The following is a 19,542-nucleotide window of genomic DNA, read 5'->3' as shown; positions in this document are numbered from 1 at the left end:
CAGGTTCACTTGATGAGCTTGTGCTCCAGCAGCTTGCGACGCAGGGTGTTGCGGTTGATGCCCAGCCAGTCGGCCGCCTTGGACTGGTTGCCCTCGGCACGTTGCATCACCACTTCCAGCATCGGTCGCTCCACCGCATTGACGACCATGTCGTACACGGCGTGCGGCTCGGCGCCACGCAGGTCGTGGAAGTAGCCTTCCAGGTTGTCCTTGATGCAGTCTTGGATGTTCTTCTTGCTCATATCGGTCAGTTCGCTGTGCAGGCGGCCTCCCTGGCCTCCTGCGCGTCGTCGTCCTCGCTCACGTCCACGGCCCCAGCGGGCAGGCGATCGTGGCCGAGGCTGAGTTCATCAAAATAGTCGGCCACGGCCTGCACCTGCGCGGCGCAGCTGTCGAGCGCGTTCATGAGGGTGCGAAAGGCCTCGCCGCCGGGCAGGGCGCGCACGGCCCAGCCGATGTGCTTGCGGGCGGTGCGCACGCCGGCGAACTCGCCGTACAGGCCGTAGTGGTCGTCGAGGTGGGCCAGCAGCCACTGCTTGACCTGCTGCGTCAGCGGCGCGGCGCGGTGCGTGCCGGTGGCCAGGTAGTGGGCGATGTCACCAAAAATCCAGGGGCGGCCTTGCGCGGCGCGGCCGATCATGATCGCGTCGGCACCGGTGTGCTGCAGCACGGCCAGCGCCTTTTCGGGTGTGGTGATGTCGCCATTGGCCACCACTGGCACGCGCACAGCGGCCTTGACGGCGGCGATCGTGTCGTACTCGGCCTGACCTTTGTAGCCCTGCTCGCGGGTGCGGCCGTGCACGGTCAGCATGGCCACGCCGGCCTGCTCGGCCGCGCGGGCGATGCGCTCGGCATTCTTGTGCTGCTGGCTCCAGCCGGTGCGCATCTTCAGCGTCACCGGGACGTTGTGAGGCGCGCAGGCAGCCACCACCGCTTCCACGATCTGCAAGGCCAGCGGCTCGTCCTGCATCAGGGCCGAGCCTGCCCATTTGTTGCACACCTTCTTGGCCGGGCAGCCCATGTTGATGTCGATGATCTGCGCGCCGCGGTCGATGTTGTAGGCGGCCGCCTCGGCCATCATGGCCGCATCCGTGCCGGCAATCTGCACGGCGATCGGGCGGGTTTCACCCTCGTGGTTGGCGCGGCGCGAGGTCTTGAGCGTGTGCCACAGGTCCTTGCGCGACGTCACCATTTCGCTGACCGCGTAGCCCGCGCCCAGGCTCTTGCACAACTGGCGAAACGGGCGGTCCGTCACCCCGGCCATGGGCGCCACGAACAGGCGGTTCGGCAACATGACGTTGCCGACCGCGAGGGCGCTGAGGGTGGGGTGAGAGGCGTTCATGCGGGCCTGAAAGAGGCAAAGCCCCGACCGGCGGGCGATCAGGGCTGCTTAAAAAAGAGGCAGATTATAGCCCGGCGAAACGCCGGCGTGCGTGATTTTTCGACCCCGCGGCGTGGAAGCGGCTTGTTGTGGCGCCGCAGCCTGGGTGGGGAAAACCTGATGGGTGACGTAAGCGTAAACACCCGGCATCAAGCGTCATGCGTTACGTAGGATGAAGGTGCTTGCCATGGCATGCCATGTCGCTTTTCCAACGTATCCCTGCATGTGGAGAGACCTATGAAGTTGATGCCTCTGTCCCTGGCCGTGGCGGCCACCCTGCTGGTCACGTCGGCCAGTGCGCAGCAATACACTTTCAAGGTGGGGGCGGCGTATATCAATCCCAATGCGACGAGCAGTGACATCACGGGGCGGATGGCCATCAAGCCGCCTGGTTTTCCTTCCGCCGTGAACAAAGATGTGGACGCGAACATCCAGTTGGAGGTGCAGCCTCAGACCGCGTTCATCTTCAGCATCGCTCGTTCTTTCGGCGACAACTGGGAGGGCGAGTTGTTTCTAGGTTTTCCGCCCGAGCATGACGTAAAAATGCGGATGAACAATGAGCGCGTCAAGACGCTCGCGTCGCTTGATCCAACGGCCATACCCGCACCATATGCTGCTGCGGGAGTTACTGCCGGCACTGTGGTGGGTGCCAAGCACATCGCCTCGTACGACGGCAAAGTGGTGGCCAAGCTCAAGCAGTTCGCACCGACCGCGTTCATCAACTACAAGTTTGGTACGCCACAGAGCACTTGGCGCCCATATGTGGGCGTGGGCGTCAACTTCACGCATGTCAAGCCCGAGCCCACCAGGGATGGAGAGACGTTCTACAACGACGGCAAGGTGCGGACCAAGGTTTCCGATTCCTGGGGGCTGGCGCTGCAGGTGGGGATGAGCTATCACCTTGACGATACGTGGCTGATCAGTGCCGGTTATGCCACCGCGCAGGTGAGGAACAAGATCCGCATCAACACGGACAACGCGGACAGCGTTCATCGGGCCAGCTACAAGTTCAACCCATCCATCTGGATGCTCACGGTGGGCCGCAAGTTCTGATCACCGCGCGTCTTTGAGTCCATGCCCGCCCCGTGCGGGCATGTTCGTTTGCGGAGGCACTCCAGCGCCAATCAAGGGTAAACCCGTGTCATTGAATGCAAATGATTGCATTGGTTATGCAATCGTTGCAAATAAAATGCAACGCTTGCCTTGATCTCTCTGACGCGCGTCGCGCCTTTCAAATGAAGTTCCATCTCTTGTCCCTTTCCCTGGCCGCTACCCTGACGGCCGGCTCCGCGTTCGCCCAGTCGGGCTACACCATCAAGCTGGGCTACGGCTCCATTGACCCACGTGCGACCAGCTCAGATCTGAAGGGCACCCTGCCGGCTTACAACCAGGCTGCAGGCGGTTACCTGGGCAACGTTGCGGTGTCATCTGGTGTGAGCCTGGAAGTGCAAACGCAGGACACGCTGATGTTCAGCATTGAGCGCGCGCTGAACGACAACTGGGCGGTCGAGCTGCGCCTGGGCTACCCGCCCAAGCACGATGTGAAGCTGCGCGTGAACAACCCTCAGTTGACCGCTTCGGCGGATCAGTTGTCTCCAACAGGGGCGTACCTGGTCACGAACAATGTGATTTCGCTCGACGACGTGAAAAATGGCGTTGGCAAGAAACTCAATGCCAACAACGGCCTCGTCGTTGCCGGCGTCCGCCAATGGGCGCCCACCCTGTTCCTGAATTACAAGTTCGGTGACAAGACCAATGCCCTGCGCCCCTGGGTGGGCGTGGGCGTCAACCACACCACCTTCAAGTCCTCGACCAACGCGGTGGGTGATGAGCTCTACCATGACGGTGGCGTGCGCGTGAAGCTGTCCGACTCCACCGGTCTGGCCTTCCAGACTGGCGTCACCTACCAGCTCGACCAGAACTGGTCGCTGCAGGCCAGCTGGATGACGGCGGCCGTCAAGCACAATCTGACGACGTACACCGATCACAGCTCGCAGAAGGCGACCTATCGCTTCCACCCCTCGGTGTTTGCCGCGGTCGTGGCATACAGCTTCTGATCGGTCGCGAAGTCCGCACGGATCTCAGCACACCCAAGCCCCTGTCCGCAGGGGCTTTCTTCATTCCAGCCTCACAATCTCGCGCATGGAAAGCTGGATGCCCCCCCTCCTTGCAAGCACACTGACTTGGCTGGCCCTGCCATCGGTGGGCTTGCCGGCGGTGTTCCTGGTGGCCATGGTGTCGGCCACCCTGCTGCCCATGGGCTCCGAGCCGGCGGTGTTCGCGCTGGTCCAGGCACAGCCTGAACTGTTCTGGCACGCGGTGCTGGTGGCCGCCGTGGGCAACACCGTCGGTGGCGCTATTTCCTGGTGGATGGGGGCAGGGGCGCATCGCACGGTCGAGCACTGGCGGCACGCACATCCTCGAGGCCATCTCCCTCAGGGCCGCGGCCATGGCCAAGCGCTGGCCTGGTTGGCGCGTTTCGGCCCCAAGGCCTGTCTGCTGTCGTGGCTGCCCGTGGTGGGCGACCCCCTGTGTGCCTTGGCAGGCTGGTTGCGCCTGCCCTTCTGGCCTTGTGTGGCCTACATGGCTGTGGGCAAACTGGCCCGCTACATCATGATGACCGGTGTCCTCGTTTGGGCTTTTTGATCGCCGCCCACAACCGCGCGATGGGCGCCCGACTCACTTGCGCACGTTGATGGCCGTGACGGTGAACTGGCCGCCCACCTTGTCGGCTTCAAACGTCACCTTGTCGCCCACCTGCAGAGTTTGCAGCCAGGCCGGGTTGGCCACCCGGAACGCCATCTGCATGGCCGGGATGTCGAGGTTCTGGATCGGGCCATGCTTGAGCGTGACCTTGCCGGCCTCCAGGTCGATCTTCTTGACTTCACCATCCACAGGTTGCGCCTGAACGCTCAGGGCCACGCTCAGGCCCAGAATCAGGCCACCGAGGGTGCGGGTCAGGGTGTGCTTCACGGCGTGCTCCTCTGTCGAAAACAAGATCGACAGTATGTATGAAACGTTCGTGGCAGGTCTGGGTTGACCGGATGGGCGCACAAGGAGGCCTGCCGCCTTCTAAAATGCCACTTTGTCTTTCCCTTCCACCCTCTTTGCGCGCACGCCATGCCCAACTCTGCCCAGCCCGACCTCGTTGCCCATATTGCTCCCCGTGACAAGGCGGAGATCCTGGCGCAGGCCTTGCCCTACATCCGCAAGTTCCACGGCAAAACCATCGTCATCAAGTACGGCGGCAACGCCATGACCGACCCGGCCCTGCAGGCCGACTTTGCCGAAGACGTGGTGCTGCTCAAGCTGGTCGGGCTCAACCCCGTGGTGGTGCACGGGGGCGGCCCGCAGATCGATGCCGCGCTCAACAAGATCGGCAAGAAGGGCCAGTTCATTCAGGGCATGCGCGTCACCGACGAAGAAACCATGGAAGTGGTGGAGTGGGTGCTGGCCGGTGAGGTGCAGCAAGACATCGTGGGCCTGATCAACGCCGCCGGCGGCAAGGCCGTGGGCCTGACCGGTCGCGACGGCGGCATGATCCGCGCCCGCAAGCTCAAGCTGGTGGACCTGGAAGATGCCAGCAAGGAGCACGACGTCGGCCAGGTGGGCGAGATCGAAGCCATTGACCCCAGCGTGGTCAAGGCCTTGCAAGACGACCAGTTCATCCCCGTGATCAGTCCCATCGGCTTTGGCGAACACAACGAGAGCTACAACATCAACGCGGACCTGGTCGCATCGAAGCTGGCCGAGATCCTCAAGGCTGAAAAGCTCATGCTGCTCACCAATATCAAGGGCGTGCTCGACAAGGAAGGCAATCTGCTGACCGATCTGACCGCGCGGCGCATTGACGAACTGGTCGCCGACGGCACCATCAGCGGGGGCATGCTGCCCAAGATCGCCGGCGCGCTGGATGCAGCCAAGAGCGGCGTCAACGCCGTGCACATCGTCGATGGACGCGTGCCGCACGCCATGCTGCTCGAGATCCTGACCGAGCAGGCTTACGGCACCATGATCCGTTCGCACTGATCGCGATGCGACAGAGCGATGGGGCGTGCATGAGTGGGGCCGCCCCCATCTGGTTGTTCGACCTCGACAACACCCTGCACGATGCCAGCCGGGCCGTGTTCGGGCGGCTCAACCGCTCGATGACCGATTACATCGTGCAGTACCTGGGTCTGGCGCACGGCGAGGCCGATCGGCTGCGCATGCACTACTGGCGCCGCTATGGCGCCACCTTGCTGGGACTGGAGAAGCACCACGGTATCCGCGCGGCGCACTTCCTGGCCCAGACCCACACGCTGCCCGGGCTGGAAGCGCAGCTGCACATCCCCCCGGTGGACCGCGCAGCGCTGCACAGCCTGCCGGGACGCAAGTTTCTGCTCACCAATGCGCCGGCCGACTATGCCAAGCGCGTGCTCACCGCGCTCGATCTGGCCTCGTGTTTTGAGGGCGTCATCTCGATCGAGGGCATGCGCGTGTTCGGCGACCTGCGGCCCAAGCCCGATGCCCGCATGATGCGCGTCGTGCTGGCGCGCCACCGCTTGCCTGCTCACCGCTGCGTGCTGGTCGAAGACACGGTGGCCAACCTCAAGAGTGCGCGCAGCCTCGGCCTGCGCACCGTGTGGATGCAGCACTACCTGCGCCACAACCCGCACGGCCCGGAGCTGGGCGTGCCGCTGCACGGCCGCCCGTCATGGGTGTGTGTCAGAATCAAAAAGTTACGGACCCTGCACCGCTGGGCCCGCACGGCACGTCGATGATCACCACACAGGGAGGCAGGATGTCGGACGCGTACTCACCCCAGGCGGCACAGGCCGCAGCGTCTGCGGTGCCTTCCTCCCCGTTGTCCTCCTCTGCCCACCCCGCAACCACGCCGGACACCCCCATCACGCGCAAACGCCCCAAGCCTGGCGAGCGGCGTGAACAGATCCTGCGCGCCCTGGCCACCCTGTTGGAGCAACCCGAGGCCGACCGCATCACCACGGCAGTGTTGGCCAAGCACCTGCAGGTCAGCGAAGCGGCCCTGTACCGTCACTTCGCCAGCAAGGCGCAGATGTTCGAGGGCCTGATTGCCTTCATCGAAGACAGCCTGTTCACGCTCGCCAACCAGATCCAGTCACGTGAGCCCGATCCGGCTCAGCAGGTAGCCCGTCTGCTGGCGCTGGTCTTGCAATTCGCGCAGAAGAACCCCGGCATGTGCCGCGTGATGGTGGGCGATGCGCTCATCCTGGAGCACGCGCGGCTGTCGGTGCGCGTCAACCAGCTGTGGGATCGGCTGGAATCCCTGCTGCGCCAGAGCCACAAGGCTGTGGCCGACGCGCGTGGCTCGCTCACGCCCACAGTCGATGCCCAGGCGGCGGCCTCGCTTGCGGTGAGTTTCCTGTTGGGTCGATTGCAGCGTTTTGTGCGCAGCGGGTTTCAGCGCCTGCCCACCGAGCACCTGGACGCCAGCGTGCAGCAACTGCTGCGCTGAGCGTGTGAGCGCGGCAGTCGCTACACTGCCCGCATGACGACGCTTGACCCTGCCCTGATTTCCCTGCTGCAGCGTGCCGAGTCGCTGGTGACGCGACTGGATGCCTTGCTGCCTTCTTCTCAACATGCCGTTCTGGCACCCGACTGGTCGGCCTCGGTGGCCTTCCGCTATCGCAAGCGCAGCGGGCAGGCCTGGGCGGCTGGCCGCCTGGAGCCAGTGCGCCACGTGGCCCACATCACCTATGCCGATTTGCAGGAGGTGGACACCCAGAAGGAGCGCTTCGCCCGCAACCTCGCGCAGTTCGTGGCGGGCAAGCCGGCCAACAACGTGTTGCTGTCGGGTGCCCGCGGTACCGGCAAGTCCTCGCTGGTCAAGGCAGGTCTGCAAGCCCATGCTGCCCAGGGCCTGCGCCTGATCGAGGTCGACAAGGTCGACCTGATCGACCTGCCTGATCTGATCGAACTCGTGAGCACCCGTCCTGAGCGCTTCATCATCTTCTGTGACGACCTGAGCTTCGACGAGGGCGAGCCTGGCTACAAGGCACTCAAGTCCATCCTCGATGGCACCGTGTCTGCCGGTGGGGGCAACGTGCTGCTGATGGCCACTTCCAATCGCCGCCACCTGCTGCCCGAATACCACTCTGACAACGCCACCTACAAGCACACCAGCGATGGCGAGCTGCACCCCGGTGAAGGCGTGGAGGAGAAGATCTCCCTGTCCGAGCGATTCGGCCTGTGGATCAGCTTCTACCCCTTCACCCAAGACGAATACCTGGCCATCGTGGCGCAGTGGCTGAGCCACTTCGGCTTGCCCGACGACGTGATGAACGTGGCCCGCCCGCAGGCTCTGCTGTGGGCGCTGGAGCGCGGTTCACGTTCGGGTCGCGTGGCCTACCAGTTCGCCCGCGATTACGCTGGCCGCGACCACACCGGGGCCGGCCATGTCTGAGGCCTCGACCGAGCGCAAGTCCTATCACGTGATGGACGCCACCGACCGCACGCCGGTCGAGGTGGCTGTCGGCGTGCTGATCGAGCGCGATGCCCAGGGGCGCGAGAGCCGCTTCCTGCTGACCTCACGGCCGCAAGGCAAGGTGTATGCGGGCTACTGGGAGTTTCCGGGCGGCAAGCTGGAGGCCGGTGAATCGGTCGAGCAGGCCCTGCGTCGCGAGTTGCACGAAGAGATCGGCGTCACCATTGGCGAGACCCATCCCTGGCAGGTGGAGCTGATGGACTACCCGCACGCGCGCGTGCGCCTGCATTTCTGCAAGGTGTACGAATGGCAGGGTGAGTTTGAAATGAAGGAGTCGCAGCACATGGCCTGGCAGACGCTGCCGGTGGAGGTGGGACCGGTCTTGCCGGGCACCATCCCGGTGTTGCAGTGGCTGGCCGCGGAGCGGGGCCACACCGGCTTGACCCACCATCAGGTGGGCGAGCCGGGTTGAGCGCAGCGCCTCCAGCGAGGCGCGCTCGATCAGTTGCTGGCGGCGCTGGCCACAGCCGAGGCAGCTTCCACCACCGCAGCGGCTTCGCTGGCCACTGGAGCGGCTTCGCTGGCGGGGGCTGCCACGGCCGACGCGGCGCTGTCGCTGTGTTCCACTTCGATGCCGTGCTTTTCACCGCCCATGTCGATGTCGCCACCGCTCTTCATCAGCACGAAAATGGCCAGGGCCGCGAAGGCCACAAAGGCCACCAAAATCTTCCACATGGGGTTCTCCTGAAAGTGGTTCACAAAGACGGATACCTGTTGGGCATCGGGCGCGGCCCGGCGTGGGGCAGCGCGGCACATTGTGCGTCACCCCTCAGGGCGACGCTCTCCGTAGCTTCCCTGTGGCGAGCATGAAAAAAGCCCGGCAGGGCCGGGCTTGAGGCGTGTCACGGGCTGGGCTCGTCAGCACAGCCGGTGGCAGGTATGGGATCAGCTCAGTTGCTGACTGACCAGCTTGGTCAGTTCGAACATGGTGACCTGGTCCTTGCCGAAGATGGGCTTGAGCTTGGCATCGGCATTGATGTTGCGCTTGTTGGCCGCGTCTTGCAGGTTGTGAGCCTTGATGTATTCCCAGACCTTTTTGGTGACCTCGGTGCGGGGCAGCGGGGCGGCGCCGATCACGGCTGCCAGCAGCGGGCTGGGGGTCAGAGGCTTGAGGAAAGCCGCATTGGGGGCGCGCTTGGCTGCGGGAGCCTTGGTGCCTTCGGCCTTGGCCGGGGCTTTCTTTGCAGTTGCCATGTGTATCACTCCAATTTTGGTGAGTCAGATCTGATTCGAGCCCAGGCGCAGGCCCGCTGATGCGAGCGCCTCTCTGGGACTTGCCTTTGGGATGGTAATGCTTTTCCTGGGCAAAACGGGGCCGTGACACCCTTTGTACCGTGTTGTGCCCCCCGAAAACCGTCATCTCGCGGACTTTCGTGTTCAATCCGGGGGCGTGCTTTCCGCGGGTTGTCCTATTTTATTGGAGTCCTGAATGTTGCCTCAAGCTGTCCTGGCCCAGTCCCTGTCACTGCCTCGTGGGGGTGTGTTGAAGAACCGCATTTGTAAATCGGCGATGAGCGAGGCGCTGGGCACACGCCAGGGGCATGCCACGCCGGAGCTGGCTCGCCTGTATGGCACCTGGGCCGACGGGGGCGTGGGCCTGTGCATCACGGGCAATGTGATGATCGACCGGCGCGCCTTGGGGGAGCCCGGCAACGTTGTCATCGAGGACGATAGCCAGATGGCCGCGCTGCAAGCCTGGGCGACGGCGGCCACGCGGCAGGGCACGCAGTGCTGGGTGCAGCTCAACCATCCCGGCAAGCAGGCCCCCAAGGGTTTGAACCAGGAGAACGTGGCGCCATCGGCCGTGCCGTTTCGCCAGGACATGCAGGCCTTTTTTCCGACGCCGCGCGCGCTCACCGATGCCGAGGTGCGCGAGTTGATCGCACGCTTTGGCCGAGCGGCGGGTATCGTCCAGCGCGCTGGCTTCACCGGCGTGCAGATCCACGGTGCGCACGGTTATCTGGTCAGCCAGTTCCTCTCGCCGCATCACAACCAGCGCACCGACGAGTGGGGTGGCACACCGGAGAGGCGTCGTCGCTTTGTGCTGGCGGTGCTGGCCGCGATGCGCGAAGCCGTCGGCGCCGATTTCCCGATCGGCATCAAGCTGAACTCGGCCGACTTTCAGCGTGGCGGCTTCACCGAAGAGGAGTCGCTCGACACCATCCGCGCCCTGGCAGAGGCCGGCATCGATCTGATCGAGATTTCCGGCGGCACGTACGAAGCCCCTGCGATGACCGGCGTGAAGACCGCAGGCGCGCCGGGGAAGGAGAGCACCCGACAACGCGAGGCCTACTTCTTGGCCTTTGCCGAGAAGGCCCGACAGGCGGTGTCTGTGCCGCTGGTGGTGACCGGCGGGTTTCGGTCGCTGGAGGGGATGGCGGCCGCGATCACCTCAGGGGCGGTGGACATGGTGGGCCTGGCGCGGGCCGTGGGGATCGAGCCCGATGTGGTCAACCGCCTGCTGGCGGGGCAGGCACCCCGTCAGCAGGTGCGCCCCATCAAGACGGGCATCCCCATGATCGACCGCATGGGGCTGATGGAGGTGAGCTGGTACACCGGACAGCTCAAGCGCATCGGCCGTGGCGAGGCGCCCCGGCCGAATGAGAGTGGCTTGTGGGTGTTCTTGAAGACGGTGTTCAAGCAGATGGGGCTGGGGCGCAAGAAGCGGCCAACGCGTTTGCGGGCCACGTCTTGATCACGGCCGCAACTCAGCGATAGCCAGCGCGGTCCAGCAACTTCTGCGCGGTGACCAGGTGGCTGGACAGCACGTTCAGGGGCAGCGTGTCGGCCTTGAAGGCGCCGAGGTCGTCCAGCCCTTCGTTGTCGATCTTGACACCGGGGACGGCAGGCCACTCGTTGTTGCCTTCTGCCAGGTAGCGTTGTGCTTCGTCGCTGGCCAGGTATTCGAGGAAGCGAATGGCGGCTTCCTTGTTCTTGGACGTCTTGATCACACCGGCGCCGGATACATTGACGTGCGTGCCATAGCTGGCCTGGTTGGGCATGACGATGCCCAGGCGCTTGATCAGATTGCGCTCTTCCACGCGTTCCGAGTTGAGAAAGCGGGCCAGGTAATAGGTGTTGGAGACGGCGACACCGCATTCGCCTGAAGCCACCGACTTGATCTGATCATTGTCGCCACCGCGCGGCGGCATCGCGAAGTTGGCCACCATGCCCCGTGCCCATTGCTCGGTTTTGGCTTCACCGTTGTGGGCCACCAGGCCGGCCACCAGTGAGAGGTTGTAGGGGTGATTGCCGGAGCGGCTGCAGACCAAACCCTTGAGCTTGGGGTCTGCCAGCGACTCGTAGGTGGACACGTCGGCGGGCTTGACCTGCTTGCGGTTGTAGATGATCACGCGCGCACGTGTCGAGAAGGCGAACCAGGTGGGCGAGCGCAGGTGCGCGGGGATCCGTGCCTCCAGAACCTTGGATTTGACGGGTGCAAAGATGCCCCAGGCATCGGCCACAGCCAGGTTGGCCGCATCGACCGTGATCAGCACATCGGCGGGGCTGTTGGCGCCTTCGTTGCGGATGCGCTCGAGCAACTCCTCGGCGCGGCCATCGAGCCGGTTGATCTTGATGCCAGTCTGCTGGGTGAAATTGCTGTAGAGCGCTTCATCGGTTTGGTAGTGGCGTGCAGAGTACAGGTTCAACACCTGATCTTTGGCATGCGCGCCGACACACGCAGCCATCACAGAGAGGGACAGGACAAGTTGCTTGATCATGAGGTGGTCCGATGAAAGGGGGGCCGCGGGGCTCAGGTGCTGGCCCAGCGGCGCAGGAGGTTGTGATACACGCCGGTCAGCTTGAGCAGGCGCGGGTCGTCGGGTTCGGTCAGGGGCGTGAGGGCCTGGATGGCTTCGTCCAGATCGAACAGCAGGGAGCGCTCGCCTTCGTCGCCAACCATGCTCTCTATCCAGAAAAACGAGGCGATGCGTGCCCCCCGGGTGACCGGTGTCACGCGGTGCAGGCTGGACGAGGGGTACAGCACCATGTCGCCCGCAGCGAGCTTGACGCACTGGACGCCGAACGGGCCTTCGATCTCCAACTCACCACCGTCGTACTCGTCAGGCTCGGCCAGGAACAATGTGGCAGACAGGTCGCTGCGGACCGTGATGTTCGTGCCGGGCACCTGCATGACGGCGCTGTCGACATGGGCGCCATAGGTGCCACCGTCCGCGTATCGGTTGAACTTGGGTGGGTAGATTTTCTTGGGCAGGGCGGCCGAGATGAACGTGGGCATGCTCCCCAGGCGGCGCAGCACGTGGTTGCCCAACTGCACCGCTGCTTCTGAGCCGTCGTCCAGTTGCTGGTTCTGTTTGACGCTGCGCGCCAAGGTGCCAGCCGTTTGGCTGCCGTCTTGCCATGTGGCACGTGCCAGCACGTCACGGAATTGCCGGACTTCATCATTGCTCAGAACATTCTCGATGGGGATCAGCATGGGGCGACTCCGTTGCCGGACGAATGGATTAGATCCGGGGTGATGTCCGCCAGGGTGGCGCAGCCGGCCTGGGCCATGCACAACTCCAGCTCTTCGCGCAAGGTGCGCAGCAGATGGGCCACGCCCAGTGCCCCGGCCACAGCCAAGGCGTAAACCTGCAGGCGACCGATCAGCACGGCGTGGGCGCCCAAGGCGATCGCCTTGAAGATGTCGCTGCCGCTGCGGATGCCACTGTCGAGCAGCAAGGGGTAGTCAGGGCCTAAGGCCGCGCGGATGGCTGGCAGCACGCTCAGGCTGGCCGGTACGCCATCCAGGGCGCGCCCACCATGGTTGGACACAATCTGCGCCGCCACGCCCATCGCTTGCAGGGCTTTTGCATCGTCAGGGCGCAACACGCCTTTCACCACCACCGGCAGTTGGCAGTGGCGCACCAACCATGCCAGGTCGTCCCAGGTGGGGGCATCGGCCATGAAGCCTTGGAAGATGATGCTGTCACCTTCGTTCAAGGTCCGTGTGGGCGGCTGAGGGTAGGGGCTGAGGTTGACCGCCTGGATGTCGTTGGGCAGCACGAAGCCCTGGCGCTGCAAGCGCAGGCTGGGGGCTTTGATGGTGGTGTCCAGGGTGACCACCAGAGCGCTGTAGCCAGCCTGCTCGGCCCGATGCACCAGGTCCAGCGTCACGGCGCGGTCTGGCTGAAAGTACAGCTGAAACCATTTGCGCGACGCGGCCTGCGCGATCTCCTCCATCGGGATAGAAGACAGGGTGCTGGTGACGAAGCAGGCATCCATCGCGGTGGCAGCCTGGGCGCTGGCCATTTCGCCCTGAGGGTGCACCAGTTTCTGGTAGGCCACCGGGGCCAGCAAGATGGGATGAGGAAGCGCTTGTCCCAGCAGGTTCAGGTGGGTGTGTCCCTGCGTCAAGGGACGCAGCAGGCGTGGGCTGAGCCAGGCCTGTGCAAAGGCCTGTGTGTTGGCGTGTAGCGTGCGCTCTTCGCCACTCGCGCCGGCAATGTAGTCCAGAACGCTGCTCGACAGCCGCTCGCGTGCCGCTCCTTCGTAGTCACGGGCGACCAGGATGTCGGGCGGGATCTGGCTCAAAGTGTGAGACATGCTCGGATGACTGGTGTGACGTGCAAACACGAATGGCCGGACACAGGGTCCGGCCAGATTGTCGCAGTCTCTTAGAAGTCGTAGTTCAAGGTCGCGCGCACGTTGCGGGCATCACCCAGGTAGGTGAAGGTGCCGGATGTGTATGTGGCGAGGTAGTGCTTCTTGTCCAACACGTTGCCGATGTTGACGCGTGCACTCAGGTTGCGGTTGAACCTGTACGACGCAAACAGATCCACCAAACCGTACCCTGGCACCTTGCGAGACCCCGCCACAGATTCAGGGCTGCCGGAGTACTTGTGGCTTTGGTAAGTGTAGGTGCCGCCAAAGCTGAACTTGGGTGTCAACTTGTAGTTCAAGAGCACCGATGCGGTGTTCTTGGCGAAATTGGCCAGGCCCTTGCCGACATTGGAGGCGGTGGTCGACGCCAGAATCTCCGAGTCCATCACGGCCACCCCCGCCTGCGCACTGAGCTTGCTGGTCAGGTTGCCCGCGAGTCCCAACTCATAGCCTTGTACGCGGTACTTGCCGGTGTTGAGCGCACCTTCTTGGGAGTAGTTGTCGGACGTGGTCTGCTCCATCACATCAGACTTGGTCACCCGGAAGAGGGCTGCCGTGGCCAGCAGCTTGCCGCCCATGAGGTTCCATTTGGTGCCCAGTTCGATGTTCTCGGACTTCTCGGGCTTGCTGTTGTCCGAGAAGTATTGAAGCTTCTGATCCAGCGTGGCCGAGCCTCCTGGCAAGCACAGTCCACCATATCCGCAACTGGTCACATCGGATTCGCCACCGTTGAAATCGCTTCCGGTGCTGTAGTTAACGTATACGTTGGCGTGTGGCAGGAACTTGTAGGTGGCGCCGGCTTGGTAGTTGGTCAGGGTGTCATGGAGCGAATAGCGTGCGCCGCTATTCGTGTTGCTGTAGTCGATGCGATCCAGCCTTACGCCGCCGAAAACGGTCCACTGATCATTGATGTCAATGGCGTCCATTGCTGACACTGCCACCGTTTTGTTGAGCCATTCGCTGGTTTTGGCGCCTTTGCTGATCGTGCGGTTGATGGCATTGCGGTCGCCTTCGTAGCGCAAGCAGTGCGCCGGAGTGGGGCCGCTTCGACCTGAGGACGTGCAGTTGGTTGCGTTACCGTTGGTGATGTTGTATCTGCCATTGTCGACTGCGTGATCAGACAACTCCAGGCTGAAGATCATCGCGTGCTTCATGCCCGCGAAGGTGCGTTCCAGATGCAGGTTGGTCTGATTGGCAAAGTAGGCAACTTCTTGTCGTCCCTGATGCGTGCTCAAGGCGATCGCGCCAGCAGGCGAGATCGCGTCTTTGGCACCGGTGACAACGTAGCCATTCTCGGTTGTCCCGTAACGGGTGAGGTTGCTCACCTTGGTTTGATCATCAACCTGATAGTTCATGCGGAGGGTGAACGTGTCGATCGTTGACTTGAGGAAGTCTTCCGATTGAACATAGACCGGAACGTTTTCGCGGGGTTGGCCATCCACAAACCATGAACCCAGGTCGGGTTGGTCTTCGCCTTCCAGGTGGTAGTAGTCGGCGGTGATGTTGAGCTTGTCGGTCAGCTTGTGGTGCAAGGACAGCGCGACACCTTGGCGTTCCCGATCGGCCGGGCCGCGATCCGGCACTTCCTGATAGGCCTTCAACAGGTTCACGCGCAAGGCGGTGTCGTCGCTGAAGGCGTGGTTGGCGTCCAGTGTCAGACGGTAAAAATCATCGGTGCCCACGCCAGCCGACAGCTTGGTGAAGTCGGCGTCGGTGGTGGCTTGTTTGGTGATGGAGTTGACGGCGCCGCCGGTGGCGCCACGGCCTGCGAAGGTCGCGCTGGGGCCCTTGGTGATTTCCACTTGCTCGGTGGCGAAGGATTCGCGCACGGTCATGCCGGGGTCGCGCAGGCCGTCGACGAACACGTCGGAGCGTGCTTCCTGGCCGCGGATGATGTAGCGGTCACCGAAGGCGTTGCCGTTCTCACCGGTGCCCAGGGTGATGCCGGGTTGGGTGCGCAGGATCTCGCGCAGGTCCGTGCGGCCTGTGTCCAGCAGTTGCTGCTGTGTCAGCACGGTGATGGTGGCCGGGGTTTCAGCCAGCGGCTTGACACGACGCTCGTCACCCGATGTCCTGGCCTTGTAGGCGGCACCGGGTTCGCCGTGCGGGTTGTGGTCCGGTGCGCGCACCGTGACGCTCACGGGTTTGACTTCCACCACTTCTTGAGCCGAGACCAGTGTCGGCAGCAGCAGGGCTGTTGTGGCACCAATGGCCAGCGTCGTGCGGGCGAGAGGGGTCGATGGCGTGGTGCTGGCGACGCGCAGGCTGCGCGGACGTTTCAGGTTGGAGGTCGTCATGTGGCGGAGAAAGATGGTGAATCTGAATGGAAGCGCGAAGACGGTCGGTCGCTCATCAAGAGATCGAGCGGCTGATTGATTGAAATCAATAACAAATGATAACGATTCGCAATTGCGATGTAAAGCGGTGCGTTGTATCCACGCACGCGCCTGTTCAGTCGGGTGTGTTCACCCCGCCCCCAACATCAACGCCCCCCGATACGTCACAAACGACGCCACATACGCCAGCACGAACAGATAGCCCCCTGCGATCAGCGCCATCTTCCAGCCGCCCGTTTCACGCTTGATGGTGGCCAGCGTGCTCAGGCACATCGGCGCGAACACGTACCAGGCCAGCAGCGACAGGGCGGTGGCCAGTGACCAGTCTTGCTGCAGGATGGGGATGAGCGCATCGGTGGCACCATCGGCCACGCCTGACAGCGCGTACACCGTGCCCAGTGCGCTCACCGCCACTTCGCGGGCCGCCAGTCCGGGCACCAAGGCGATGCTGATCTGCCAGTTGAAACCAATCGGCTCGAACACCACGGCCAGGGCCTTGCCCAGCATCCCGGCCAGGCTGTACTCGATCGCGGGCGCCGTCGCGCCGACTGGTGGTGCGGGGAAGCTGGAGAGGAACCACAGCAAGACGGTCAGTGTCAGGATGATGCCCCCCACGCGGCGCATGAAAATCTGCACCCGTTGCCACAGCCCCACGGCCACGTTGCGCAGGTTCGGCCAGTGGTAGGTTGGCAGCTCCATCATCAGGCTGCGCACTTGCCCCCGGGTGGTGAACTGTTTGAGCACCCAGGCCACGGCCATGGCTCCTGCAATGCCGGCCACATAGAGGCCAAACAGCACCAGACCCTGCAGCGACAGTCCGCCGGCCAGCTCACGGTTGGGCACAAAGGCCCCGATCAGCAGCGCGTACACAGGTAGGCGTGCCGAGCAGGTCATCATGGGCGCGATCAGGATGGTGACCATGCGGTCGCGCGGGTTGGCAATGGTGCGCGCGGCCATGATCCCGGGAATCGCGCAGGCGAAGCTCGACAGCAGAGGGATGAAGGAGCGGCCCGACAGACCTACCGAGCCCATCAGGCGGTCCAGCAGGAAGGCCGCACGCGGCAGGTAGCCCGACTCTTCCAAGATCAGGATGAAAAAGAACAGGATCACGATCTGGGGCAGGAAGACCACCACCCCGCCCAAGCCCGCCACGAGGCCGTCTACCAGCAAGCTGCGCAGCCAGCCCGACGGCAGCAGTCTGCCCAGGGCTTCACCGAACCACGATGTGGCTGCTTCGATCCAGCCCATGGGCGTTTCGGCCCAGGCAAACACGGCCTGGAACACCAGGAAGAGCACCGCTGCCAGCAACAGGGGGCCCACCACCGGGTGCAGCACCATGCGGTCGATCCGATCGCTCAGCAGGTGCGGCACGCTGGTGTCCAGTCCCAGTCGTTGCAGGATGCCGCGCACGGCCTCATGGTCGCCTCGCGAATCCGTCTCGGGACGGGCAGGCGCGGCCGCGGGGGGCGCGGTGTGGCTGGCTGCGAAGGCCTCGGGTGCGGTGCGGCCCCAGATGCTGGTGTCGTCCAGCAACTGCCTAAGCTCCTCGGCGCCATGGTTGTGCACGGCCACGGTCTTCACCACCGGCACTCCCAACTCGACGCTCAAGGCCTGCGGGTCGATGTGCAACCCGCGGCGCTGGGCCAGGTCCACCATGTTCAGCGCCACCACGCACGGCAACCCCAGGCGCTTGACGGCCAGAACCAGGCGCAGATTTCGTCGCAGGTGGGTGGCATCCACCACGCACACCACCAGGTCCGGGCGCTTCTCACCCTTGGCGTGCCCATTGAGCACATTCACCGTCACCGACTCGTCGAGTGAGCGAGGGTGAAGGCTGTAGGCCCCCGGCAGGTCCAGCAGGCGCAAGACCTTGCCCGCTGGCGTCACCAGTCGGCCCTCCTTGCGCTCCACCGTCACGCCGGCATAGTTGGCCACTTTCTGATGGCTGCCGGTCAGGCGGTTGAACAGGGCGGTTTTGCCGCAATTGGGGTTGCCCACCAGCGCGACCAAGGGGCCGCCGCGGTGCACATGGACGACGGCTTCTTTCATGGGGCAGCTTTCAGCTCGTTCACGCGCACGTGGATGCAGTCGGCCTCGGCGCGGCGCAAGGCAAAAGTGGAGTCGCCCACGCGCACCACAAGCGGGTCACCCCCGGGCATGGCGCGTGCCATGATCTGCACATGCTCGCCTGGCATGAAGCCAATCTCGGCCAGCAGGCGCCCCCATTCAGGGCTGTGTTCCGGCGGGATCACCTCGGTGACGAGGGCCGTGCGGTGCGAAGGGAGTTGGCTCAACGGCATGAGGGCCGTGGCGGAGGAGGGCGCAGACATAGGCAAACAGCATGCGGCCCCGCATGAGGGCATGCGAGACCGAAGGAACCCGATGCCCCATTGTAACGAGAATGATTCTCGTCCGCACCGTGTGGTCGCCGCAGCCGGTGCGGCGACCCGCGGCCTCAGCGCTCGACGGTCTTGCTCCCGCCAATCTTCGGCGCGGTCTTGACGCTCCAGATCATCGTGATGGCCAGGATGCCGATCACCACCCCCAGCGAGACCAGCACCGGAATCTTGTAGAAGTCGATCACCAGCATCTTCGTGCCGATGAAGACCAGAATCACCGCCAGGCCATAGTTCAGCAGGTGGAACTTGGCCGCCATCGCCGCCAGCAGAAAGAACATCGCCCGCAGGCCCAGGATGGCGAAGATGTTGGACGTCAGCACGATGAAAGGGTCGGCCGTGATCGCGTAGATGGCGGGAATCGAGTCCACCGCAAAGATCACGTCGGTGAAGCCGACCAGGGTCACCACCAGCAGCAGCGGGGTGGCAATGCGGGCGCCGTTCTGCACGGTCCAGAAGCGCTCGCCATCGAAGTGCTTGCTCACGGGCATGACCTTGCGTAAGATCTTCAGTGCGGGGTTGTCTTCCAGATCGGACTCCTCATCGGCCCCGCGCCACATCTTGATGCCGGTGAACAGCAGGAAGGCGCCGAACACATACAGGATCCAGTGGAACTCCGCGATCAGCCAACCGCCGATCAGGATCATCACCGTGCGCAGCACGATGGCCAGGATGATGCCGATCATCAGCACCCGCTTCTGGTAGGCCGCGGGCACCGAGAAGTAGGTGAAGATCATCAGGAAGACGAAGATGTTGTCCACCGCCAGCGATTTCTCGATGAGGTAGCCGGTGAGGAACTCGACGGCCTTGGTGTGCGCCACCGCCGCGCCCTGATCCTGCGCAAAGGCCCACCACAACAGCACGTTGAACGCCAGGCTCAGGGCCACCCAGATGGCCGACCAGCGGATGGCCTCCGGCACGGTGACCTCATGCGCACCTTGTTTCTTGAGGACGACAAAGTCCACGAACAAGGCCAGCAACACAAAGACGATGAAAACGGACCACAACCACAGTGGTGCGAGGGTGTGCATGCAAATCTCCTGTCGGCACGAACATGGGCAACCCACCATGGGCTGCGCAGCATGAAGCGCCGAAAGGTCTTGCAAAGCAGACAGGCGTCTGCCGAGTGCCCCGGATGGGTGGCTCGCTCGGGCACCCAACGTGTTGACGAGGCATCACCCGCGCGTGAGCGTGGTGCTACTCCCCCTTCGGTCAGCGCCGATGATACCGAAGTTGGTGATCCCGGATGCGTGGGTGGGGCGGTAGGCAAAAAAAGGCCGCCAAGGAGCTGGCCCCTTGGCGGCGAAGGAAAAGAAGGTG

Annotated in this window: 21 protein-coding genes; 9 read left to right on the top strand and 12 right to left on the bottom strand. The window is 63.7% G+C overall.

Going from position 1 to position 19,542, the window contains the following annotated elements; all coding sequences use genetic code 11:
• Positions 1–5 precede the first annotated feature (5 nt).
• Together RBT42_RS06375 and dusB are read right to left on the bottom strand one after the other, a co-directional pair.
• Positions 6–242, bottom strand: a complete 237-nt coding sequence (locus tag RBT42_RS06375; protein WP_320363242.1) for a Fis family transcriptional regulator — start codon at positions 240–242, stop codon at positions 6–8.
• Positions 243–247: 5 nt separating this feature from the next.
• Complete coding sequence (gene dusB / locus RBT42_RS06370; RefSeq protein WP_320363241.1) at positions 248–1,342, bottom strand: tRNA dihydrouridine synthase DusB; 1,095 nt, start codon at positions 1,340–1,342, stop codon at positions 248–250.
• A gap of 276 nt (positions 1,343–1,618) precedes the next feature.
• Here dusB and RBT42_RS06365 point away from each other — a divergent pair, with 276 nt between their 5' ends.
• The 3 genes from RBT42_RS06365 (at position 1,619) to RBT42_RS06355 (ending at position 4,027) form a co-directional block, all read left to right on the top strand.
• Positions 1,619–2,434: an OmpW/AlkL family protein gene (locus RBT42_RS06365; protein WP_320363239.1), complete on the top strand. Its 816-nt coding sequence runs from the start codon at positions 1,619–1,621 to the stop codon at positions 2,432–2,434.
• A 197-nt stretch (positions 2,435–2,631) separates the two neighbouring features.
• Positions 2,632–3,438 carry an OmpW/AlkL family protein gene (locus RBT42_RS06360; protein WP_320363237.1) on the top strand — a complete coding sequence of 269 codons (807 nt, stop codon included), beginning with the start codon at positions 2,632–2,634 and terminating at the stop codon, positions 3,436–3,438.
• Between the two features lie 85 nt (positions 3,439–3,523).
• Entirely contained in the window at positions 3,524–4,027 is a 504-nt protein-coding gene (locus RBT42_RS06355) for a YqaA family protein (RefSeq protein WP_320363235.1), read from the top strand.
• Positions 4,028–4,060: 33 nt separating this feature from the next.
• Here the strand turns inward: RBT42_RS06355 and RBT42_RS06350 are convergent, their stop codons facing one another.
• The gene (locus RBT42_RS06350; RefSeq protein WP_320363233.1) at positions 4,061–4,354 is read right to left on the bottom strand and encodes a copper-binding protein; all 294 of its coding nucleotides are present in this window, start codon (positions 4,352–4,354) and stop codon (positions 4,061–4,063) included.
• 147 nt (positions 4,355–4,501) lie between these two features.
• On the opposite strand from RBT42_RS06350, the gene argB reads away from it, so the two are divergent.
• Genes argB through RBT42_RS06325 form a run of 5 tightly spaced genes read left to right on the top strand, consistent with a single transcriptional unit; the run spans position 4,502 to position 8,298 of the window.
• On the top strand, positions 4,502–5,410 hold the full coding sequence (gene argB, locus RBT42_RS06345) for an acetylglutamate kinase (protein WP_320363231.1): 909 nt from the start codon (positions 4,502–4,504) through the stop codon (positions 5,408–5,410).
• 29 nt (positions 5,411–5,439) lie between these two features.
• Positions 5,440–6,144, top strand: coding sequence for a pyrimidine 5'-nucleotidase (locus tag RBT42_RS06340; protein WP_320363229.1), 705 nt, complete (start codon positions 5,440–5,442; stop codon positions 6,142–6,144).
• A gap of 20 nt (positions 6,145–6,164) precedes the next feature.
• Positions 6,165–6,857 carry a nucleoid occlusion factor SlmA gene (gene slmA / locus RBT42_RS06335; RefSeq protein ID WP_413785864.1) on the top strand — a complete coding sequence of 231 codons (693 nt, stop codon included), beginning with the start codon at positions 6,165–6,167 and terminating at the stop codon, positions 6,855–6,857.
• A gap of 33 nt (positions 6,858–6,890) precedes the next feature.
• Positions 6,891–7,805, top strand: coding sequence for an ATP-binding protein (locus RBT42_RS06330; protein WP_320363224.1), 915 nt, complete (start codon positions 6,891–6,893; stop codon positions 7,803–7,805).
• Positions 7,798–8,298 carry an NUDIX domain-containing protein gene (locus RBT42_RS06325; RefSeq protein ID WP_320363223.1) on the top strand — a complete coding sequence of 167 codons (501 nt, stop codon included), beginning with the start codon at positions 7,798–7,800 and terminating at the stop codon, positions 8,296–8,298. Before RBT42_RS06330 ends, RBT42_RS06325 begins: the two co-directional genes overlap by 8 nt.
• 29 nt (positions 8,299–8,327) lie before the next feature.
• Here the strand turns inward: RBT42_RS06325 and RBT42_RS06320 are convergent, their stop codons facing one another.
• Positions 8,328–8,561: a hypothetical protein gene (locus tag RBT42_RS06320; RefSeq protein WP_320363221.1), complete on the bottom strand. Its 234-nt coding sequence runs from the start codon at positions 8,559–8,561 to the stop codon at positions 8,328–8,330.
• Positions 8,562–8,771: 210 nt separating this feature from the next.
• Positions 8,772–9,080, bottom strand: coding sequence for an SWIB/MDM2 domain-containing protein (locus RBT42_RS06315; RefSeq protein WP_300157166.1), 309 nt, complete (start codon positions 9,078–9,080; stop codon positions 8,772–8,774).
• Positions 9,081–9,315: 235 nt separating this feature from the next.
• On the opposite strand from RBT42_RS06315, the gene RBT42_RS06310 reads away from it, so the two are divergent.
• On the top strand, positions 9,316–10,581 hold the full coding sequence (locus RBT42_RS06310) for an NADH:flavin oxidoreductase/NADH oxidase family protein (RefSeq protein WP_320363216.1): 1,266 nt from the start codon (positions 9,316–9,318) through the stop codon (positions 10,579–10,581).
• Between the two features lie 13 nt (positions 10,582–10,594).
• Here the strand turns inward: RBT42_RS06310 and RBT42_RS06305 are convergent, their stop codons facing one another.
• The 7 genes from RBT42_RS06305 to RBT42_RS06275 all read right to left on the bottom strand — a co-directional run bounded on the left by RBT42_RS06305 (position 10,595) and on the right by RBT42_RS06275 (position 19,253).
• Positions 10,595–11,608, bottom strand: a complete 1,014-nt coding sequence (locus tag RBT42_RS06305; RefSeq protein ID WP_320363214.1) for an extracellular solute-binding protein — start codon at positions 11,606–11,608, stop codon at positions 10,595–10,597.
• Positions 11,609–11,640: 32 nt separating this feature from the next.
• A complete protein-coding gene (locus RBT42_RS06300) occupies positions 11,641–12,324 on the bottom strand; it encodes a Fe2+-dependent dioxygenase (RefSeq protein WP_320363213.1) in 684 nt (227 codons plus the stop codon).
• The gene (locus tag RBT42_RS06295) at positions 12,318–13,433 is read right to left on the bottom strand and encodes an alpha-hydroxy acid oxidase (RefSeq protein WP_320363211.1); all 1,116 of its coding nucleotides are present in this window, start codon (positions 13,431–13,433) and stop codon (positions 12,318–12,320) included. Before RBT42_RS06295 ends, RBT42_RS06300 begins: the two co-directional genes overlap by 7 nt.
• 71 nt (positions 13,434–13,504) lie before the next feature.
• Positions 13,505–15,787 (bottom strand): TonB-dependent siderophore receptor, encoded by a 2,283-nt coding sequence (locus RBT42_RS06290; protein WP_320363209.1) that lies wholly within the window; start codon positions 15,785–15,787, stop codon positions 13,505–13,507.
• A gap of 168 nt (positions 15,788–15,955) precedes the next feature.
• Complete coding sequence (gene feoB, locus RBT42_RS06285; RefSeq protein WP_320363207.1) at positions 15,956–17,875, bottom strand: ferrous iron transporter B; 1,920 nt, start codon at positions 17,873–17,875, stop codon at positions 15,956–15,958.
• Positions 17,872–18,126 carry a FeoA family protein gene (locus RBT42_RS06280; RefSeq protein WP_320363303.1) on the bottom strand — a complete coding sequence of 85 codons (255 nt, stop codon included), beginning with the start codon at positions 18,124–18,126 and terminating at the stop codon, positions 17,872–17,874. Before RBT42_RS06280 ends, feoB begins: the two co-directional genes overlap by 4 nt.
• Before the next feature lie 155 nt (positions 18,127–18,281).
• Positions 18,282–19,253 (bottom strand): TerC family protein, encoded by a 972-nt coding sequence (locus RBT42_RS06275; RefSeq protein WP_320363205.1) that lies wholly within the window; start codon positions 19,251–19,253, stop codon positions 18,282–18,284.
• Between the last annotated feature and the right edge of the window lie 289 nt (positions 19,254–19,542).

This window comes from Aquabacterium sp., from assembly GCF_034003525.1.
In the GTDB taxonomy this organism is placed as follows: domain Bacteria; phylum Pseudomonadota; class Gammaproteobacteria; order Burkholderiales; family Burkholderiaceae_C; genus Aquabacterium.
The sequence above is the reverse complement of the archived record's forward strand: the minus strand, read 5'-3'. Positions and strand labels throughout refer to the sequence as shown.

Bases quoted from the DNA above. Each gene is read 5' to 3' on its own strand.
- RBT42_RS06375 (WP_320363242.1), bottom strand. From the start codon at position 242: ATGAGCAAGAAGAACATCCAAGACTGCATCAAGGACAACCTGGAAGGC.
- dusB (WP_320363241.1), bottom strand. From the start codon at position 1,342: ATGAACGCCTCTCACCCCACCCTCAGCGCCCTCGCGGTCGGCAACGTC.
- RBT42_RS06365 (WP_320363239.1), top strand. From the start codon at position 1,619: ATGAAGTTGATGCCTCTGTCCCTGGCCGTGGCGGCCACCCTGCTGGTC.
- RBT42_RS06355 (WP_320363235.1), top strand. From the start codon at position 3,524: ATGGAAAGCTGGATGCCCCCCCTCCTTGCAAGCACACTGACTTGGCTG.
- argB (WP_320363231.1), top strand. From the start codon at position 4,502: ATGCCCAACTCTGCCCAGCCCGACCTCGTTGCCCATATTGCTCCCCGT.
- RBT42_RS06340 (WP_320363229.1), top strand. From the start codon at position 5,440: ATGAGTGGGGCCGCCCCCATCTGGTTGTTCGACCTCGACAACACCCTG.
- slmA (WP_413785864.1), top strand. From the start codon at position 6,165: ATGTCGGACGCGTACTCACCCCAGGCGGCACAGGCCGCAGCGTCTGCG.
- RBT42_RS06330 (WP_320363224.1), top strand. From the start codon at position 6,891: ATGACGACGCTTGACCCTGCCCTGATTTCCCTGCTGCAGCGTGCCGAG.
- RBT42_RS06325 (WP_320363223.1), top strand. From the start codon at position 7,798: ATGTCTGAGGCCTCGACCGAGCGCAAGTCCTATCACGTGATGGACGCC.
- RBT42_RS06320 (WP_320363221.1), bottom strand. From the start codon at position 8,561: ATGTGGAAGATTTTGGTGGCCTTTGTGGCCTTCGCGGCCCTGGCCATT.
- RBT42_RS06315 (WP_300157166.1), bottom strand. From the start codon at position 9,080: ATGGCAACTGCAAAGAAAGCCCCGGCCAAGGCCGAAGGCACCAAGGCT.
- RBT42_RS06310 (WP_320363216.1), top strand. From the start codon at position 9,316: ATGTTGCCTCAAGCTGTCCTGGCCCAGTCCCTGTCACTGCCTCGTGGG.
- RBT42_RS06305 (WP_320363214.1), bottom strand. From the start codon at position 11,608: ATGATCAAGCAACTTGTCCTGTCCCTCTCTGTGATGGCTGCGTGTGTC.
- RBT42_RS06300 (WP_320363213.1), bottom strand. From the start codon at position 12,324: ATGCTGATCCCCATCGAGAATGTTCTGAGCAATGATGAAGTCCGGCAA.
- RBT42_RS06295 (WP_320363211.1), bottom strand. From the start codon at position 13,433: ATGTCTCACACTTTGAGCCAGATCCCGCCCGACATCCTGGTCGCCCGT.
- RBT42_RS06290 (WP_320363209.1), bottom strand. From the start codon at position 15,787: ATGACGACCTCCAACCTGAAACGTCCGCGCAGCCTGCGCGTCGCCAGC.
- feoB (WP_320363207.1), bottom strand. From the start codon at position 17,875: ATGAAAGAAGCCGTCGTCCATGTGCACCGCGGCGGCCCCTTGGTCGCG.
- RBT42_RS06280 (WP_320363303.1), bottom strand. From the start codon at position 18,126: ATGCCGTTGAGCCAACTCCCTTCGCACCGCACGGCCCTCGTCACCGAG.
- RBT42_RS06275 (WP_320363205.1), bottom strand. From the start codon at position 19,253: ATGCACACCCTCGCACCACTGTGGTTGTGGTCCGTTTTCATCGTCTTT.